Annotated in this window: 15 protein-coding genes; 14 read left to right on the top strand and 1 reads right to left on the bottom strand. The window is 45.9% G+C overall.

What is annotated here, in order from left to right:
* Positions 1 to 400 precede the first annotated feature (400 nt).
* Positions 401 to 1,537, top strand: coding sequence for a cyclic dehypoxanthinyl futalosine synthase (gene mqnC, locus ACE3MZ_RS07035; protein WP_411345743.1), 1,137 nt, complete (start codon positions 401 to 403; stop codon positions 1,535 to 1,537).
* Positions 1,538 to 1,783: 246 nt separating this feature from the next.
* Here mqnC and ACE3MZ_RS07040 read toward each other — a convergent pair whose 3' ends face one another.
* A complete protein-coding gene (locus ACE3MZ_RS07040) occupies positions 1,784 to 2,113 on the bottom strand; it encodes an antibiotic biosynthesis monooxygenase family protein (protein ID WP_411345744.1) in 330 nt (109 codons plus the stop codon).
* A gap of 134 nt (positions 2,114 to 2,247) precedes the next feature.
* On the opposite strand from ACE3MZ_RS07040, the gene ACE3MZ_RS07045 reads away from it, so the two are divergent.
* The 13 genes from ACE3MZ_RS07045 to serC all read left to right on the top strand — a co-directional run bounded on the left by ACE3MZ_RS07045 (position 2,248) and on the right by serC (position 20,331).
* Positions 2,248 to 3,132, top strand: coding sequence for a LysR substrate-binding domain-containing protein (locus ACE3MZ_RS07045; protein WP_411345745.1), 885 nt, complete (start codon positions 2,248 to 2,250; stop codon positions 3,130 to 3,132).
* A 17-nt stretch (positions 3,133 to 3,149) separates the two neighbouring features.
* Positions 3,150 to 3,695, top strand: coding sequence for a phosphodiesterase (gene yfcE, locus ACE3MZ_RS07050; protein WP_411345746.1), 546 nt, complete (start codon positions 3,150 to 3,152; stop codon positions 3,693 to 3,695).
* A 634-nt stretch (positions 3,696 to 4,329) separates the two neighbouring features.
* Positions 4,330 to 6,270: a threonine--tRNA ligase gene (thrS, locus tag ACE3MZ_RS07055; protein ID WP_411345747.1), complete on the top strand. Its 1,941-nt coding sequence runs from the start codon at positions 4,330 to 4,332 to the stop codon at positions 6,268 to 6,270.
* Positions 6,271 to 6,718: 448 nt separating this feature from the next.
* Entirely contained in the window at positions 6,719 to 7,951 is a 1,233-nt protein-coding gene (liaF, locus tag ACE3MZ_RS07060) for a cell wall-active antibiotics response protein LiaF (RefSeq protein WP_411345748.1), read from the top strand.
* Between the two features lie 7 nt (positions 7,952 to 7,958).
* Positions 7,959 to 9,029: a histidine kinase gene (locus ACE3MZ_RS07065; RefSeq protein ID WP_411345749.1), complete on the top strand. Its 1,071-nt coding sequence runs from the start codon at positions 7,959 to 7,961 to the stop codon at positions 9,027 to 9,029.
* Positions 8,992 to 9,657 (top strand): response regulator, encoded by a 666-nt coding sequence (locus ACE3MZ_RS07070; protein WP_411345750.1) that lies wholly within the window; start codon positions 8,992 to 8,994, stop codon positions 9,655 to 9,657. Before ACE3MZ_RS07065 ends, ACE3MZ_RS07070 begins: the two co-directional genes overlap by 38 nt.
* A gap of 253 nt (positions 9,658 to 9,910) precedes the next feature.
* The gene (locus tag ACE3MZ_RS07075) at positions 9,911 to 11,632 is read left to right on the top strand and encodes a S1C family serine protease (protein WP_411345751.1); all 1,722 of its coding nucleotides are present in this window, start codon (positions 9,911 to 9,913) and stop codon (positions 11,630 to 11,632) included.
* A 148-nt stretch (positions 11,633 to 11,780) separates the two neighbouring features.
* A complete protein-coding gene (locus ACE3MZ_RS07080) occupies positions 11,781 to 12,470 on the top strand; it encodes a response regulator transcription factor (RefSeq protein ID WP_411345752.1) in 690 nt (229 codons plus the stop codon).
* A 15-nt stretch (positions 12,471 to 12,485) separates the two neighbouring features.
* A complete protein-coding gene (locus tag ACE3MZ_RS07085; protein WP_411345753.1) occupies positions 12,486 to 14,102 on the top strand; it encodes a sensor histidine kinase in 1,617 nt (538 codons plus the stop codon).
* Positions 14,103 to 14,299: 197 nt separating this feature from the next.
* Complete coding sequence (locus ACE3MZ_RS07090; protein WP_411345754.1) at positions 14,300 to 15,274, top strand: 4-hydroxy-3-methylbut-2-enyl diphosphate reductase; 975 nt, start codon at positions 14,300 to 14,302, stop codon at positions 15,272 to 15,274.
* A gap of 420 nt (positions 15,275 to 15,694) precedes the next feature.
* Positions 15,695 to 16,759, top strand: a complete 1,065-nt coding sequence (gene aroF / locus ACE3MZ_RS07095; protein WP_411345755.1) for a 3-deoxy-7-phosphoheptulonate synthase — start codon at positions 15,695 to 15,697, stop codon at positions 16,757 to 16,759.
* Between the two features lie 654 nt (positions 16,760 to 17,413).
* A complete protein-coding gene (gene glnA, locus ACE3MZ_RS07100; RefSeq protein WP_411345756.1) occupies positions 17,414 to 18,838 on the top strand; it encodes a type I glutamate--ammonia ligase in 1,425 nt (474 codons plus the stop codon).
* A gap of 404 nt (positions 18,839 to 19,242) precedes the next feature.
* Positions 19,243 to 20,331: a 3-phosphoserine/phosphohydroxythreonine transaminase gene (gene serC, locus ACE3MZ_RS07105; protein ID WP_411345757.1), complete on the top strand. Its 1,089-nt coding sequence runs from the start codon at positions 19,243 to 19,245 to the stop codon at positions 20,329 to 20,331.
* Positions 20,332 to 20,350: the final 19 nt, after the last annotated feature.

Genomic DNA, 20,350 nt, shown 5'->3' on the forward strand with positions numbered 1-20,350 from the left:
AAATAGGATGAAATTATCCTTTCTTATTCATACCAAATCCAACAGCCGTTCGGCATCATATTCTGAAATGTTATATTGGTGTATCAATTGAATCCAACCGAGCGTTTTGCGAAGCGGGTATTCCGATTAGGAACCTGCTTCGCATTTTATATATACTTGCTTATATCCGAAAACCGAATTTTTCGGCCAACTTCTTCATAAAAAAAGATACTCTTCATCATTCCATCCCTGTTTTTAAAATGTGAAATATGTTACGATAGTACATGTCGTTATTGATTATTTTAATTTTTAGATATAGGTTTGCAGACACATCGCAACACGCAGCCCTATCATCAACCTATACTCAAATTGACTTTTCGACATCAACCCCTGATGCCTGAATACACTAGGAGGCTATCATATGAATACAGTAGATCGTATTCTGGAAAAAGCACTACAAGGCGGTCGTCTGGATGTGGAAGATACGATTGCATTATACGAATCGGATCAGATTGAAAAAATGGGTCATGTTGCGAATCAGATCATGATGCGTCACAATCCCGATCCGATCACGACGTTTGTTATCGGTCGTAACGTCAACTATACGAATGTATGTGACGTGTACTGCCGTTTTTGTGCCTTTTACCGTCGTCCCGGTTCGCCGGAAGGTTATGTATTGCCGGACGAAACGATCCTGCAAAAGATTCAGGAAACCGAGGACGTAGGCGGTACTGAAATTCTGATGCAAGGCGGAGTCAACCCTGATCTGCCGTTTGATTACTACCTGAATATTTTACGTAAAATCAAACAGCATTTCCCGAATATCACCATGCACTCCTTCTCCCCAGCGGAGATTATGAAAATGCAAAAACTATCTGGACTGTCGATGGAAGATACGATTCGTGCGATTCACGAAGCGGGTCTGGATTCACTGCCAGGTGGTGGTGGCGAGATTCTCGACGACCGTACACGCCGCAAAATTAGCCGTCTCAAAGGCTCATGGCGTGATTGGATGGACGTGATGCAAACTGCTCACAAAGTCGGCATGAATACAACCGCAACGATGGTAATCGGTTTTGGCGAATCGTTTGAAGAACGCGCATTGCACATGCTGCGTGTACGTGAAGCGCAGGATGAATGTATCCGCAACGGTTACGATTCGGAAGGCTTCCTGGCATTTATCTCTTGGACATTCCAGCCGGATAATACCAATATGAAAGCCGAAAAACAAACACCGGAACAATATTTGAAAAATGTAGCGATTAGCCGCATTTTCCTGGATAACATCAAGCATTTCCAATCGTCTTGGGTAACGATGGGACCGGAAGTTGGCAAAATGTCACTGCAATACGGCTGTGATGACTTCGGTAGTACGATGATGGAAGAAAACGTCGTATCCGCCGCTGGTACAACTCACAAAGTCAACATCGAGCAAACATTGGAAATCATCCGCGCTGCTGGTAAAATTCCAGCACAACGCGATACGAAGTACAATATCCTGCAAGTGTTTGACGACAAAAACCAGAAGATCCAGCGCGACTTTATTATGCAGAACTAATAGCAGGTATGTGATGCATACAGCATAATATGCTGTACGAATACAACCGCAAATTGCGCAAAGTTTCATATATTGAAATATCAAAAGCTCTGTAATCCATAATGGACTACAGAGCTTTTTTTTGGATTCATAGTCAGGGTTTTCGTATATCAGTTTTCCGAAAACTGTACAACAATCCAACCATTCCATACAATTTAACTTATCACTTATCACTTATCACTTATCACTTATCACTTATCATTATATTCATGCTTCAAACGAATACGCGCGCTCTACTTTGCATATTTTCAGTGAGTAGCCAGCATACCATTGCTCTTTCCCTTTATGTTGAGCAACTTGATGTGTCGGGTTCTCCTTCCAGTGTCGAATCGATTCCAGATCGCGCCAGTAGGAGATGGTAACACCTGCGCCGCCAGTATCGCGATAACTTTCTACACCGAGAAAGCCCGGCTGACGGGAAGCCATATCTACCATTACATCGGACATTTGACCATATCCGTGATCTCCTTCTGTGCGCTGGCTACTGAAGATAACGGCGTAATACGGGGTTGTTTGCTGTTCAAGTGGTACATGCATACATGATACTCCTTTCGATTTTGCGGGGTTGCTTGCATATGATACATTAGATTATAACGAGGAATGCGGAATGAGAAAAATGAATGTTTAGATACAATAAGTGAATCTTTTTCATGTACGATAGGAGGGGAGCTATGAGTCTCCAACGTTATCGAATATTGCAAAAAGTAGTGCATACCGGCAGTCTTGCCATCGCCGCCCGCGAGCTGCAATTAACACCTTCTGCAATCAGTCATGCGATCACGTCGTTGGAGCAGGAATTGGGGCTAAAATTGCTGCTGCGCAAACGGGAACATGTGCAGCTTACTGTCGAAGGAGAATTGGCATGGCAGCATATCCGTACGATTTTGCATGAACAGCAGCTGTTGATTCAGAAGGTAGACAGCTTGCGGGAACTGGAGACAGGTATATTACGCATCGGTACATTTTCCAGTGTGTCTATGCGCTGGTTACCCTATATGTTGGCTGAGTTTCGTCAACGATATCCGCAGATTACGATTCAGCTGCGAGATGGTTCGTATGATGAGATTACAAGCTGGATTGCCGCAGGGGAGATAGAATTGGGTTTCATTAGCGAGACCCATACGGCAGGATTACCGTTTCAATTGCTGTATGAAGATGAGCTATTTTGTCTGCTACCAGATGGGCATCCACTGTCTGATGAACAGGAGCTGCATGCAGAGCAGCTTCGGCAGGAACGATGGATTTTGCCTGTGCTCGGTTGTGATACAGGTGTGCGAGGCTTCATAGCGGAATGTGATTGGAAGCCGTATATTGCGTATGAATTGGAAGATGATCACAGTATGATGGCAATGGTGCGGCAAGGGCATGGCATTACGGTTTTGCCGGAGTTGATTATGAATCCTTCTGATCGACAAGGAATGCGACTGGTGAGATTATCCGGTCGCCCTTGTCGTCGTATCGGCTTAACTGCTCTGAATCTCAATGATCTATCACCCGTCGCCTGTCATTTTGCTGCATGTGTTATGGAGTTATTGCTGAGTGATGTACATACCTGATGAAGGAGCTGATATTGATGAAACTTATGTTTATTTCCGATATTCACGGTTCGCTGCACTGGTTGCAAATGGCATTGGACAAAGTTCAAGTCGAACAGCCGGATCAACTGATTTTGCTAGGTGATTATATGTATCATGGACCACGCAATCCGCTGCCAGACGGTTACGATCCTGCTGGTGTCGCTGAAGCTCTGAATCAGTACACAAGTCAAATCATCGGCATTCGCGGGAATTGCGATTCTGAAGTGGATCAGATGCTGCTGCAATTCCCGATGATGGGTGACGATGTTCAATTGTATGTGGACGGTCGCCGTATCTATGTCACACACGGTCATGGCTACAGCATCGACAAGCTGCCACAGCTGAATGCAGGCGATGTATTGATTCAAGGGCATACGCATGTGCCCGTCGCCGATATGAAGGATGGCATCTACGTTCTCAATCCCGGTTCTATCGCATTACCCAAAGAAAACTATGCGAACTCCTATGGCATTCTGGAAAATAATATCTTCACAGTCAAAGACTTCGATAATCAAACGATCAAATCTATTGAGTTTGCATAAACAGCGGTTGCGATTCGAACGAAACTCTACAGAGATCAAAAGCATAGAAACGCCTAAACTGAATATACAATCGACGATATAGCAAAACATATCGCTCGCAAATGCTTGACGCCGCTCCTACACACTTTTATAATAATTGAAGCAACGATTCCATGCGCTGGGTAAGAAAAAACAGCATGATGGCGTTATGCAATCACATATCTGTGCAATGACAAAGACAACAGCACCATGCCTGTCCGGTTCAGAGAGAGGGAAGTTCTCCACGCTGCAATTTCCTCCGGTTGACGATGGTTGCTTACCCCTTTCGAGCAATGATGTTGAACCCGGTATGGTCTGCTTCAGACCTCTATGACCGTCAGTAAGCATGATCGGTTCATCTCCGTTACTAGATGTTCAATGAAGGATTCTGTCCCACCTGCAATGTTACCAATTGCTCTGTGTGCTGGTGCAGAATTGAATCAGGGTGGAACCACGTGTGTATATAACGCTCGTCCCTTTGCCGGGGCGGGCGTTTTTTGCTGTTTATAAAAGAAAGGGAATGAAGCGTAGCCCGAACGGTGCCTTACGATCCATCATGCAATGTACAAACAGTATCTAGCATGATCTATTTTGTATCCAGAGAGGAAGATTGAAGATGGCAATCGAAATTAAACTGCCTGACGGCTCGGTTCGTCAGTACGAAGAAGGAAACAACATCGGCGACGTCGCCAACTCCATTAGCAAAAGCCTGTTCAAAAACGCGGTAGCTGGTAAATTGGACGGAATCGTAGTCGATCTGAATACACCGCTGCATAATGGCGCACTGGTTGAGATCGTAACCGCAGATAGTGCAGACGGCGTGGAGGTTATTCGTCATAGTACGGCTCACTTGACTGCTCAAGCGGTCAAACGTCTATTTGGTGCCAAAGAAGTAAAACTGGGCGTAGGTCCTGTTATCGAGGACGGCTTCTACTACGATATGGATCTGGAGCATTCGCTTAACCCCGAAGATCTGCAAAAGATCGAAAAGGAAATGGAGCGTATCGTTAACGAGAATCTGCCGATTACACGTCGCGAAGTGAGCCGCGCGGAAGCACTGGACATTTTCCGTGAACTAGAAGATCCGTACAAAATCGAATTGATCGAAGCGCTGCCGGAAGACAGCATTATTACGATTTATGATCAAGGCGAATTTTTTGACCTGTGTCGCGGTCCACACGTACCATCCACAGGCAAACTGAAAATCTTCAAATTGCTGAGCGTAGCCGGTGCTTACTGGCGCGGCGATAGCAAAAACAAAATGCTGCAACGTATCTACGGTACAGCATTTAACAAAAAAGCCGAGCTGGAGCAGCATCTGCATTTCCTCGAAGAAGCGAAGAAACGCGATCACCGCAAGCTGGGTAAAGAACTAGGCATGTTCACATTCTCCAATCTGGTTGGTCAAGGCTTGCCAATCTGGCTGCCTAACGGTGCCAAGCTGCGCCGTACACTGGAGCGTTATATCGTTGATCTGGAAGAAAAATTGGGCTATAGCCACGTATATACACCAGTTCTCGGTAACGTTGAACTGTACAAAACATCCGGTCATTGGGAGCACTACCAAGAAGATATGTTCCCAGTGATGAGCATGGACAATGAAGAACTCGTTCTGCGTCCGATGAACTGTCCGCACCATATGATGGTGTACAAGAGTGATCTGCGCAGCTACCGTGATCTGCCGATCCGTATCGCCGAACTGGGTATGATGCACCGTTACGAAATGTCCGGCGCACTGACTGGTCTGCACCGTGTACGCGCGATGACGCTGAACGATGCGCATCTATTCGTACGCCCAGATCAGATCAAAGATGAGTTTGCCCGTGTTATTCAACTGGTGCAACAGGTATACAAAGACTTCGGCATCAGCGACTATCGCTTCCGTCTGTCGTACCGCGATCCACAGGATACTGAGAAATATTTCCCGAACGACGAAATGTGGGAAATGTCCCAGCGTATGCTGCGCGAAGTCGTCGAAGATCTGGATCTGCCATTCTTCGAAGCAGAAGGCGAAGCAGCATTCTACGGTCCGAAGCTGGACGTACAAATCCGTACTGCACTGGGTAAAGAAGAAACGCTGTCGACTGTACAGCTGGACTTCCTACTGCCAGAGCGCTTTGAGCTGGAATATATCGGTGACGATGGTCAGAAGCACCGTCCGGTCGTTATTCACCGCGGTGTCATCAGTACGATGGAACGCTTTACTGCCTTCCTGCTGGAGAACTTTGCTGGTTCGCTTCCACTATGGCTGTCCCCGGTACAAGCGAAAGTCATCCCGGTATCGACTGCATTTGAAGAATATGCACGCAAAGTTGAAGATCAGCTGCGCCTGAGCGGTGTAACCGTTGAAGCCGATCTGCGCAACGAAAAACTGGGTTATAAAATCCGTGAAGCCCAGCTGGAGAAAATCCCGTACATGTTCGTTGTCGGCGAAAACGAGATGAATGCAAACAGCGTCTCTGTTCGTAAACGCGGCGAAGGCGATATTGGCGCTATGCCGCTGGATGAAGTAGCCAAACTACTGAGCCAGCAAATCGCAGATCGCACCATTTTCTAAATCGGAATTTGGACCATTGTCGAATCATCTTCTTATTCCCATGGAATGTAAAAGGAAATAATTGACTGTAGTTTACGCCTATTTTGCACGAAAACGCAGCTATTGCTGTCCATTTCTTCTATAATGAAAGCATCGATCTTCATGATCGGTGCTTTTTGTTGTTGAGTCATTCCATACATGGGATTCAACGACATCGTGCTACTTAATGAAAAGCCTACTGTTTAGATATTGTAATCTATCTATGAGCTACACTTATGAGGCATGTGAGTACATCATGTCATAATCTGCGTATGGTACTCAGTCTGTAGACCGAGATAAGGTTCCGCCTATTGCCGCTATGCAGAGAGGCTGTATTTTTTTACACTTAGAGTATGAATGAACGAAGGTATGCGTACTGGAATGATATAGAGATGAAAGTAACAGGCAACAAGAAAGCGAGGGGCTTCATATGAATCGTCATATGTTCCGCAAAACGTTCTGGGGATTGACTCTGATTGGACTTGGTTTGGTCTTTCTGCTGGATCGACTGGATATTATCGATTGGGGCGTAAGAGATGCACTATTTCTACTTTGGCCACTGTTTTTGCTGGAGATCGGTTTAAACGAGCTTCTGTTCAAATGCAAAAAGGATGTTGGCGGCTGGATTATGACCATACTGGGTGTATATTTCCTCGGACGCAATCTGGATTGGTTTGACTATTCGATCGGCGATCTGATTCGTCTGATGATTCCGCTCGGATTCGTATTTTTCGGATTCCGTATGCTGACTGGCAAAGGTCGTTCCGATCATAAGCGTAGAAAGCATCATCAGGAGCATGGTAATCCATATGCAGATCAACCATCATCACCTTACAATGCTAGCCCGCCACCACCGCCGGCTCCTTCTTCGTTGGACGATCTGTTTGATGAGAAGTTAGGACGCAAACAGAATCCATCCTCATCCGAACCTTCTGCTTATCAGCACGAAGCGGTGGGGAATCAAGCACAGCAAGGATTTGGCGAGAAAAAAGGCCCGAATCTGCGTAAGGATGAACATTCATTCGAGGATGGATTTCATGAACCTTTGCATAACGAGCATATGCATAACACGCAAGCACATCAGGATGATGGATCTGGCTGGGAAAGATTTAATAAGCAGGATTGGCATCAGCACAAGCAAGATTTCAAAGATCATATGCGCCGCATGAAGCAGGATAAGCAATGGCATGCGGAACAGTGGAAACAGCAGCATAAGCAGGGGCATCATTATGCGGGTAATCGGTGCAGTAGTCGATATAATCAGCAACATGGCTATGGCGGTAATGTAGAGAATCGTTCCAATTTTATCGGCGATGTGCATATCGGCAAAGATTATTTTGAACTAAAACCGCTGAATATTTCTCATTTTATCGGTGATACAATGCTAGATTTAACAAAAGCTCAAATTCCATACGGTGTGACCAAGATCAATGTCTCTGCCTTTATCGGCGATGTCAAAGTATTTATCCCAAGCGGTGTGGAAGTGAGTTTCAAAGCGCAGGGCAATTCGTTTATCGGTAATATGGATATTATGAATCGCAGTATGGATGGTATGATGAATCAGCTGAGCGGCGAGACGAGTGATGACGAATCGACGGGCAAACGGGTTGAAATCGCGGTAAGTGTATTTATCGGCGATATCCGAATTAACCGAGTGGGGTAAGATGACGATGCGGACAAAGTGGTTTAAAAATATCAAATGGGAATTAATTGGCTTCTTCGGTATTGTAGGCGTATTAACTACGATTACAATCTATGTCGCCTTGAGCCGGGATTACCATCTGCTGGTTATGCCGGAAAATTGGTATCTGTACTTTATCGGTCTGATCGCTATCTCGCTCATTGCTGGTTATGTTGCCGGTCAGCGGGTACAGCGACGCATCGATAATGTCCATTTGCAAATGACACAGGTGGCAAAAGGGAATTTCGGTGCTCGACTGCAACCTATCGAAGACGAATCATTTAACCGTGTACATGAAGAATTTAACGAAATGATGAGCACGGTGGAGCGCAAGATGCGTATTCTGCAACAGCTTGGCGAGCGTGAAGTGATGGAACGTACGCGCGAAACCGAGCAGGCGGTGCTGGAAGAACGTCGCCGGATGGCACGCGATCTGCATGATTCAGTCAGCCAGCAGCTATTTGCCATTCATATGTCCGCGTCTTCATTGCCCAAAGTACTGGAACGCAATGAACAACAGGCTAAGCAGGTGATGGAGCAATTGATCCAGATGTCCCAGCTCGCGCAAAAACAAATGCGTGCGCTCATTACCCAGCTTCGTCCGATGGAGCTGGAAGGGCGCTCGTTGACCGAGGCGCTGGATACGTGGTTTCCGGATTATTGCCGTCACAACGGCTTGAAGGGAATTCAGGATATGGAGCTTGTGGGAGAATTGACTGAGGCCAAAGAGCGTCAGCTTTTTCTCATTATTCAAGAGGCACTGGCGAATATCGTCAAACATGCGGACGCTTCGATTGTCAGCCTGTCATTGCAGGAGGAGCGTCACCATGTATCTTTACATATTAGCGATGATGGTCGCGGCTTTGAAATGGGACTGCATAAGCAGGGTTCCTATGGGTTGACCATTATGGCGGAACGGGCGGAGAAGCTGGGCGGGCAGGCCGAGATTATCAGCAAGCCGGGAGCGGGAACAACGATCCGTATTCATATCCCGACATTTGAACATAATAGCAGGGGAGCGGATGAGCGTGGACAAGATCAAAATATTGCTGGCAGATGATCACGATATGGTACGGATGGGTCTAAAAACGTATCTTATGCTGGACGATCGATTTGAGGTTATTGCCGAAGCCGCAGATGGGCAACAGGTCATTCAACTGTTAGAGCAGGGCATTGATGGCGGTATGCCGGATTTGATTTTGATGGATATGATGATGCCTGTTATGAACGGTGTCGAAGCAACGCGTCATATTATACGGCAATATCCATATTTGAAAATTGTCATTCTGACTAGCTTTCTCGAAGACGAGATGGTGGTGGAGGCAATCGAGGCGGGAGCGGTTAGCTATATACTGAAAACGGTCTCTGCTGAAGAATTGATCTATGCGCTGCAAGGAGCAAGTCGTGGTATGCCTGTAATGACCGGTGATATTTCGCAGGCATTAACGCGTGGGCTGCGTCAGCGCAGCACCAATCAGGAGGAATCATCCGATCTGACTGCTCGTGAGCGTGAAGTGTTGATGCTGATCGCCGAGGGCTTGAGCAACAAGGAGATTGCCGAAGAACTGCATATCAGTATCAAAACGGTTAAAACGCATGTCAGCAATCTGTTGATGAAATGCGAACTGGATGACCGTACGCAGCTAGCAATCTTTGCGCATCGCAAAGGCTGGGTCACACAATATTAAGCCAGTTTTAAGATGAATTCTTACATGTAGAACGATTCATATGACGTTCATAAACGATCAAACCGCCGATTCTGGCGGTTTTTTGCTGTTTTTCCATACTTGATCTGGTGAGTAGGTAAGGATTTATTTTCTTTTTAATTGATTTTAATGTGAAGTTAAGGTTAATAAGCGAATATAACAATGTACCAAATGAGACGCAAACGATCTACACAGGCATTGCACTCATATCATGGGAATCTGGGAGGTTTTCTTCATGGAAGATAAGAACAAACATCAGTTTAATAACGGCCAGAACGATGAAGGCCAAAACAATCATACAGCAAACTCGGCTTCAAACAAAGCCAACAGCGAGCAATCGCATTACTATTCATACGGTCCATTTCAATCGCTTAACAAGGACAACAGCAATGAGCAATCGTCAACCACGTCCGACAATCAGGTAGAAGTGACGCCTCCTGCTCCGGTTCGTCCCATTTACAGTTCGGAGTCCAACAATGCAGTGCCAAGCAACTCGCCAAACGATCATCTTAACAATCTGCACAATACCGGTAACGGAAACGGTAATGGTGGATACAACGGTAATGGATATGGTGGCAATGACGGAAACAACCGCAAACCTCAATTCCAATACAACAAACCGAAAAGCCCTATCAAAACTGTGGTCGCTTCCGTACTTGCCGGCATGATCCTAATGACCGGTGGGATGTATGGTGCAGATCGTGCCAACCTGTTTACAGGCGGCGAAGCTGCGACCACATCAACAGGAACAGCATCGACCACCAACGCGACACCAGCTGAGAGTAATACCGTCACGCAGGCAGCATTGCCAGCAGGATCAGCAGATGTAGCGGATGTCGTGAAAACAGCCAGCCCGGCTGTAGTTAAAATTGAAACGTACACCAATTCCAGCTCTGGCAGTGGAGGTAGCAGCAGCCCTAACTATAGCGATCCGATGTACCGTTTCTTTTTCGGTGATCAATTCGGCGGCGGAGATGGTAGCTCCGGCGGTTCAGGTTCCGGCAACGGTGGAAATGGTAGTGGCAGCGGCAGTGGCTCGTCAGGTGGCTTGACTCCGCTCGGTATCGGCTCTGGCTTTATTTTCGATAAAAGCGGTTATATCCTGACCAATGCTCACGTAGTCGGTGATGCGAGTACAATCCAGGTTACACTGGAAGATAACAAAACACCGTACGAAGCCAAGCTGATGGGCAAAAGTACAGACCTCGATCTGGCTGTACTGAAAATTGAGCCAACGGAAGGTCAAACCGACTTCCCTTACATTTCACTCGGTAACTCGGACAATGTATCGATCGGTAGCTGGTTGGTCGCCATCGGTAACCCACAGGGGTTTGATCATACCGTAACAGCAGGCGTACTGAGTGCGAAGGAACGCAGTATTACCGCTTCCGACGCGTCCAACGGCGAATCGACCAAATATCAGCATCTGCTGCAAACCGATGCTTCCATTAACCCTGGTAACTCTGGTGGTCCGCTGCTGAATATGCAGGGACAAGTGATTGGGATCAATACCGCGGTGAGTGAAGACGCACAAGGTATCGGCTTTGCAATTCCGTCCAACGAAGTTGCCAAAGTTGTAGATAATCTGAAAAATGGTAAAGAAATCCCGGCTACTCCGGTTCCATTTATCGGTGCATCCCTAATGACGCTAACTCCGGAAATTTCCAAACAATTAGGTGTTGATACTACTAGCGGTTCGGTTGTAACGGAAGTATTGTACAGATCTCCTGCATACCAGGCTGACCTGCGTTCGTACGATGTTATTACAGGCATCAATGGTACTGCCTATACGAACAGTCAAGACTTGATCACAGCGATTCAAAAATTGACTGTTGGTGATAATGTAACCTTGAACATCATCCGTGATGGTAAGAAAATGGATCTGAAGGTAGCAATCGGTGATCGCAATCAATACGAGAAAACCGTAGGCACTTCGGGTACAGAAGGTAATCAATAATCGCATACGCGATTTTATATAACAAACAGGCGGAAGGGGTATCCTTTCCGCCTTTTGTGTGGGCAGCACATATAGTCTATTTTTCAATTCATTGTTACAATAGGACTAATACTCACATTACAGAACGATGACCAAAGGAGAAGCTGCGATGAGACCAACGATTCTAATTATTGATGACGATGAAAAAATTATTTCCATGCTCCGACGTGGGCTGGCATTTGAAGGATATGAAGTATTGACTGCTTCTAACGGAGCGGAAGGATTAAACAAAATGCTGGAAAACGATCCTGCGGTAATGGTACTGGATGTGATGATGCCGCAAGTGGATGGTTTTGAAGTATGCCGACGTGTGCGCGAAGCGGGAATTTCCGTACCCATTCTTATGTTAACTGCCAAGGATGAAGTGGAAAATCGCGTCAAAGGGCTAGATGCCGGAGCAGACGATTATCTGGTGAAGCCATTTGCGCTGGAAGAATTACTGGCACGTGTACGGGCATTGCTGCGTCGTAAGCCGGATGCAGACAGTGCCAACACGAACCGATTGAGCTTTGAGGATCTGACACTGGATGCAGATGCGCGTGAAGTGACACGCGATGGGAATCGTCTGGAGCTGACAGCCAAGGAATTTGAACTGCTGTATCTGTTTATGCAAAATCCGAAGCGTGTACTTTCGCGTGATCTGATTATGGATAAAATCTGGGGCTACGACTATAGCGGCGAATCCAATGTGCTGGAAGTGTACATTGCGATGCTGCGCCAGAAAACGGAAGAGCATGGCGGCAAACGCCTGATTCAGACAATCCGTGGTGCAGGTTACATTTTGCGAAACAACACCTAGGAAAGGGCGGACAGTATGTCAATACGTTTGAGGCTGACAGTATGGTATTCCGGCATATTAGCAGTAACATTGATGCTGTTCAGTATCGCCATTTACGCATTTGTATATTTTAATACGTATCAGGATTTGAGTAACCGTCTAACGGAACTGTTCAATAATCAGATCAGTGTATCAGCGGGGGTTCCCGATGAGAATGGAAGCATTGACCTGCTCCCTTCCCGTAAAGATTATGATCGATTCATTGATGCTGGTCTTCGGTTTAAACTGGCTAACTATACCGATTCGTCCAAAAATTTAACGTATAACGGTTCTTTTCTGAAAGTCCCTGATAAAAATAAAATACCCGAAAAGTTGCAAGAAATTAGTTACAATGAACGTACGTATTTAGTTGCATATAAGCCTATAAGAGATAGAACAGATTTGCAAAATGTACTGGGTGTATTGATTATTGCGTCGGATATGACGGATTCGCATCAGTTGTTTGACAATCTGCGTGTGACGCTCATTGTCGGCTCGCTGGCGACGCTGTTTATTGCCTTTACCCTCGGGCTATTTCTGGCGCGCAAATCTATGGCGCCTATTGGTAAGGTTATTAAAGCAGCCAATCAAATTCAGAATGGAAAAGATCTGAGCGTTCGTATTGATTATGATGGTCCTGCGGATGAAATCGGGCAGTTGATCAGCACAGTAAACGGCATGTTTGGACGTACTGAGGTGTTCTACAAAGAACTGGCTGAAGCTTATACAGCACAGCGCCGATTTGTATCGGATGCGTCTCATGAATTGCGTACACCGTTGACTACTATTCGCGGGAATGTCGATCTGCTGCAAAAAGCATGGAATAAAAAGCCGCACGAAGCTCCACATCTCGATGAAGTGATGCTCAAACAGCTGTCGATGGAAGCGATCAACGATATTTCCGATGAAGCCAAACGGATGAGTCGTCTCGTCAATGATATGCTCTCGCTAGCGCGTGCTGATGCGGGGCAGACGATTATGAAAGATGCGCTGCCTGCTGGCGAATTACTGGAAGAAGTCGTACGCCGGGCACAGTTTATTCCGCACCGCGCAGACTGGCAACCGGACCTTTCGCCACAGCTGCATGAGTACTTTGTGTACGGCAACAAAGATTATTTACAGCAGATGCTGTTTATCTTTATCGAAAATGCGTTTAAATATACGCCGGAAGGTATTGTTACACTTGACACTGTTCTGTACCCGGATCAGATCGGTATTCGTATCAGCGATAGCGGGATTGGTATGGATCAGGAAGAAGTGCCGCATATCTTCGAGCGCTTCTACCGTGCGGATGAATCGCGTGGTGTGACGCCGGGTACAGGTCTGGGGCTGTCCATTGCTAAATGGATTATAGACGCTCATGAAGGCTCTGTAGAGGTCGTTACCGCCAAAGGGAAAGGAACTACCTTTGTCATCTGGCTGCCACTTGCTGCGGTGCCAGTAGAAGGCGAGATTCTAGCGGACAAATTGCCGGACGGTGAAGAAATACTGGAAATGAAGCCGGATCGCGATACCCGCAAACCGGGTCGACTCGACTCGAAAAAGAAACCGGAAAAACAGGCGCAAAAGAACGAAAAAGACGATCGTAAACCGGATTCTCCTTTTTCGACCTGAATCTTATTGTACTGTATGACGTATAAGGAATACGCGGACAAATTAGCATGTACCACATCGCGGCACAGTTGACATTCGGATAATCGTACGTTCCGAACCGTCGGCTGTGCCTTTCCTGTCACCGCTCTGATAAGGTATAATGAAATTGTTGTTGCTCCTTTGCGAGCAAACCCCAGAAAGCAGGTGTTAAGCCCATCATGGAAATCGTAAAAATTGCGCCACGCGGATACTGTTACGGTGTCGTTGACGCTATGGTGATTGCACAGCAGGCCGCACAGAACCCGGATCTGCCGCGACCGATTTATATACTTGGTATGATTGTACACAACAGTCATGTAACCCAAGCTTTTGAAGATCAAGGTATTGTTACACTGGACGGTCCGAACCGTCTGGATATTCTGGATCAAGTAGAGAGCGGTACGATTATTTTCACTGCTCATGGCGTCTCTCCAGAAGTCCGCCGGATTGCTCGTGAAAAAGGATTGACGACCGTGGATGCAACTTGTCCCGATGTTACTCGTACCCACGATCTGATCCGCGAGAAAACAGCAGAAGGATATCATGTAATCTATATCGGCAAACGGAATCACCCAGAGCCAGAAGGCGCGATCGGTGTCGCACCAGATTATGTACATCTGATCGAAAAGGAAGAGGAGATCGACGAACTGGAAGTGAATGCCGAGCGCATTCTAATTACGAACCAGACGACGATGAGCCAGTGGGATATACGCAAGATTATGGAACGTTTGCAGGAGAAATTCCTGCATGCCGAAGTGCATAACGAGATTTGTCTGGCAACTCAGGTTCGTCAGGAAGCGGTCGCTGAACAAGCAGGACAGGCTGAACTGGTGATCGTTGTTGGCGACCCACGTAGTAATAACTCCAACCGTTTGGCGCAAGTATCCGAGCAGATTGCTGGTGTGACAGCGTACCGCATCTCCGATATTACAGAGCTGAATCGTGAATGGCTGCTAGGCAAATCCAGAGTAGCTGTTACAGCAGGTGCGTCTACGCCAACGCCGATTACGAAGGAAGTTATCGGATATTTGGAACAATACGATAATGACGATCCTTCCACTTGGGAGATGATACGTACGGTCAATCCGAATCGTTTGTTGCCGCCTGTACGTGAGAAAAAAGGTAGAACGACCAATCAACCGGTTCGTCGTTAAATCGTTTCTATGAAGCTGTCTAACAGCTTAGTCTGATACATTATCATTCGAAAAGCACTGTGTTTGCCTCTCCGGCGGACACAGTGCTTTTTGTATATTTGGGATTTTTTATCATATAAAAATTACGATTTCATAACCATGAGCAGGCAAATGATCATCTATTTAAAGCATAATAAGATGTCTTACATTTACATAATCCGTACAAGAATTTGCATTTTCGTCACAACTGATATTATTGACACTGATAGACAAAAGGTGTATATTTACTTTAGTGATTAAAAGCTTAAAAGCGTGCAAGCTAAAAAGCATAAAATCAATAAAGCGAGCGCTGATTTATAGGAACGATAATTTATAGTTAGTTAGTATTTAAAATCTCAATGTCCCAAACTATACAATCCTACAGGAGAGGAAGATTTTATTATGATTATCCATGTATGCAAACAAACATCGCAGGAGCAATTGAACCAGATTGTAGAGCTTGTACAACAAGAGGGAGTACAAGCGCATGTATCGCATGCTACCGACCGCATCGTAGTTGGTATGATCGGCTCGGTCAAACCGGATTTGGTAGAACGTCTTCAACAGATGAACGGTGTACAGTCAGTGAACAAAGTGTCCAAATCTTACAAATTGGCAAGTCGTGAATTCCATCCAGAGAATACAGTGATTCGCATCGGAGATGTGAATATCGGCGGTGGTGAACTGGTCGTTATGGGCGGTCCGTGTGCGGTAGAATCGCCGCAGCAGATTGACGAAATTGCTCGTCTGGTCAAAGCCGCAGGTGGTCAGGTATTACGCGGAGGTGCGTTCAAACCGCGTACTGGTCCATACAGTTTTCAAGGTGTTGGAGTGGAAGGTCTGATTATGATGGCTGAAGCAGGTAAGAAGCACGGTCTGCTCACGATCACTGAGGTTATGACACCGGAATATGTTGATATTTGTGCAGAATACGCGGATATTTTGCAGGTCGGTACTCGGAATATGCAGAACTTTGATCTGCTACGTAAGCTGGGCGAGATTCGCAAGCCTGTACTGTTGAAACGTGGATTCAGCGCGACATATGATGAATTGCTGAATGCAGCAGAATACATTTTGGCAGGCGGCAATCCAGATGTAATGCTGTGTGAGCGTGGTATTCGCACGTTTGAATCATACACGCGCAATACGCTTGATCTGTCAGCGATTCCAGTGCTGCAACAACTGAGCCATTTACCGGTTATTTCCGATCCGAGTCATGGTACAGGACGCCGCGAATTGGTAGAGCCGATGACTAGAGCGTCTGTAGCCGCAGGTGCGGATGGCCTGATTATCGAGATGCATACCGATCCAGACAACTCGATGACTGGTGACGGTGTTCAATCGCTGTTCCCGGATCAGTTTGCTCATTTACTGCGCCAACTGGAACAATTGTCTCCTATTATCGGCAAAAGCTTCAACACGCCCAAAGCACCAGCAGAGCAGTTTGCCGTGTCCGCTCAATCGTAAGAGGTAATATAGGACAAATCTTCTTTAATCATGAATTATTGACTGAATAGTACCTGAATATAGACTGTTATTTACGTTATTTTCGATAAATGAAACAGCTTATTGTACATGTACAGATTGAACACTTGAACAATGTGAAAAGACAGGATGTACTTCATTGCCTTGGCCACAATATATTCGTAAAGCGCACAACGTTACCTCTGTACAAACAAATGCAAAGAAATAGACATTAATAACAAACCGTAAGGCGAAAAGACCGGTAGATCAAGGAATCTCGGTCTTTTTGTCTTATTATTTATGATGTTTTCTCACAGTGTAAGCTCTTTCAAAATTAGAGTGAATCAAGAGCAGACTTGTAGTTTGCAAAGGAAAGGAGTAATATGCCTTTTAAATATATTGCTGATTTGACGCTTTAAAGCGGCTGATACATATCATCAGCACTGAGATGTAATAATCGCCGATTGACGAGTATAATTCTTTTTTGGTAAGCTAGTAAGTGTAAGCATATCTTACATTTCAGCCAGAAATATATTACATGGCTATTGACGATGTTAGGTTTAAGGTTTTATAATGACGACAGAAAAAAAACGAGAAAATGAACATTGAACGTTAGAAAAAGTTGTAATGTTCGGAAATTTGGGGAGGAAAGTACAAATGCCGGTAGAAAATGTATTGAAACTCGCACAAGAAAACAATATTGAGTGGTTTGATTTCCGTTTCGTGGATCTGTCTGGACGTGCACACCATATCTCGCTGCCATCTAGTGAAGTTGATGAGGATACGTTTGTAAATGGTGTAGCGTTTGACGGTTCTTCTATTCCGGGTTTCCGCGGTATTGAAGAGTCCGATATGGTTATGATGCCAGATCCGGAATCGGTGTTTATCGATGCGTTTACTGCTCATCCAACACTGAATATCATGTGCAACATCTACACACCGGACGGCGAGCGCTATGAGCGTGACCCACGCGGTATTGCCGAGAAAGCAGAAGAATTTCTGCAATCCAGCGGTGTAGGTACAGCGGCATTCTTTGCTCCTGAGTCCGAATTTTTCATCTTTGACGATGTTCGCTACCAAAGCGACACTAACGTATCTGCGTATTCCGTAGATTCGAACGAAGCGTTCTGGAATACTAACCGCAAAGAAGAAGGCGGCAACCTTGGTTTCAAAATCCGCAAAAAAGGCGGTTATGTACCGGTTGCTCCAGTTGATTCCCAGCAAGATATCCGCAGCGAAATGTGTCGCCTGCTGGAAGAAGCTGGTCTGAAAATCGAGCGTCACCACCATGAAGTGGCGACTGCCGGTCAAGCGGAGATCAACTTCCGTTTTGATACATTGAAATTCACAGCAGACAACCTGATGAAATACAAATACATTGTGCATAACACAGCACAGCAATATGGCAAAACAGCAACATTCATGCCGAAACCACTGTTTGGTGATAACGGTAGCGGTATGCACGTTCACCAATCTATCTTCAATGGCGATGAGCCGTTGTTCTATGAAAAAGGTGGCTATGCGAACCTGAGCGAAATGGCGCTGCACTACATCGGTGGTATTCTATACCATGCACCAGCTCTGATCGCACTGACAAACCCAAGCACCAACTCGTTCAAACGTCTGGTTCCTGGTTACGAAGCGCCGGTTAACCTCGTATTCTCCAAAGGTAACCGTTCCGCAGCGGTACGTATCCCGGTAGCTGCTGTAACACCAAAAGGCTGTCGTATCGAGTTCCGTACACCAGACTCCACTGCCAACCCTTACCTGGCGTTCTCCGCTATGCTGATGGCTGGTCTGGACGGTATTAAAAACAAACGCGATCCTCGCGAACTGGGCTATGGTCCTTTCGACAAAAACATCTATGAGCTGTCCGATGCGGACAAAGAAGGTATCCGCAGCGTACCAGCTTCCCTGGAGGAAGCACTGGATGAACTGGAGAAAAACTATGAGTTCCTGCTCGAAGGTGACGTATTTACTGAAGACTTCATTACAAACTACATCGCATTCAAACGTGCTGAAGCGAAAGACGTAGCGATTCGTGTACATCCACACGAATTCAGCCTGTACTACGATTGCTAATACGAATGTAGTCTGATGAAGATGCAAATGGCATATACGCCTATCCAATCCTCCGGAATATCTGTTCCGGAGGATTTTTTAAATCAAGCTGCGATCAATATACTGAAATTGGTAGTTATATTGGCAGGTGATTTACCATCGTGATATGACTGAAAAGCCGTTTGTAAAGTGAAAATCTACTGGAATAGCAAGGATCGTGTTGCATAGCCTTGTTCGGAAATAGGTTTCATTGAAGCATTATATCTGTTTGGTATCAAGTGATTGTGTGTGCAACTGCAAAGTGACAAAAGGCACTTGCTTGGTTCAGCAATTGCTGATATTATAGCGATAATTACCATGAACCTGACATCACTGCATTACAGGATTAAAGATGGCAGGCGTGATCTGAAAGGGTGGAGAAAGAGATGACCAAGAGAGCATACAATTTCAATGCAGGTCCTGCAGCGTTGCCGCTGGAGGTGCTGGAACGCGCCCAGAAGCAATTTGTAGACTATGAAGGTACTGGAATGTCCATTATGGAGATGTCGCACCGTGGAGCCGTCTACGAGGGCGTACATAACGAAGCAGAACAACGCCTGTTGTCCTTGTTTGGCAACCCGAAGGGTTACAAGGTATTATTCCTGCAAGGCGGAGCAAGCACGCAGTTTGCGATGCTGCCGATGAACCTGTTAACGGAAGGCAAAGTGGGTAGCTATGTTGATACAGGCAGCTGGGCGGGGAAAGCGATCAGCGAAGCGAAATTGATCGGTGAGACGCATGTCGTCGCTTCAAGCAAAGCTGCTAATTATATGAGCGTACCGGATTTTGATACATTTGATATTCCGGCTAACGCTGCTTATGTGCATCTGACCTCCAATGAGACGATTGGTGGGGTACAGTTTTATGAGTTTCCGAATACCGGCGATGTGCCATTAATTGTGGACATGTCTAGTGATATTCTGAGTCGTCCGCTGGATATTAGTCAGTTTGGTATGATCTATGCAGGTGCTCAGAAGAATCTAGGTCCATCCGGCGTAACGGTTGTCATCGCTCGCGAGGAGCTGATTAACGAATCGCCGTCGAATATTCCGACGATTTTCCGTTATAGCACGCATGCGAGCAACGGCTCCTTGTACAATACGCCGCCATCGTTTGCGATCTATATGGTCAATGAAGTATTGAAATGGATTGAAGAGAAGGGCGGTCTGGAAGGCATCGCCCGTCTCAATGAGCAAAAGGCTACGCTGATCTATGATGCGATCGACAACAGCAATGGCTTCTACAAAGGAGCTGCTGATTTTTCGAGCCGTTCCCTGATGAATGTTACGTTTAGGCTGCAAACGGAAGAACTGGAAAAAGCCTTTGTTAAGGCATCCGAAGAGGCTGGTATGATCGGTTTGAAAGGTCATCGTAGTGTTGGTGGACTGCGAGCATCGATTTATAATGCTGTTCCTTATGAAAGTTGTCAGGCGCTGGTGGATTTGATGAAAAAATTCCAAGAAAATCACAGCTAAACAAGCAACTTTTGCAACG

The sequence above is a fragment of the Paenibacillus sp. WLX1005 genome (assembly GCF_046603685.1).
GTDB lineage: Bacteria > Bacillota > Bacilli > Paenibacillales > Paenibacillaceae > Saccharibacillus.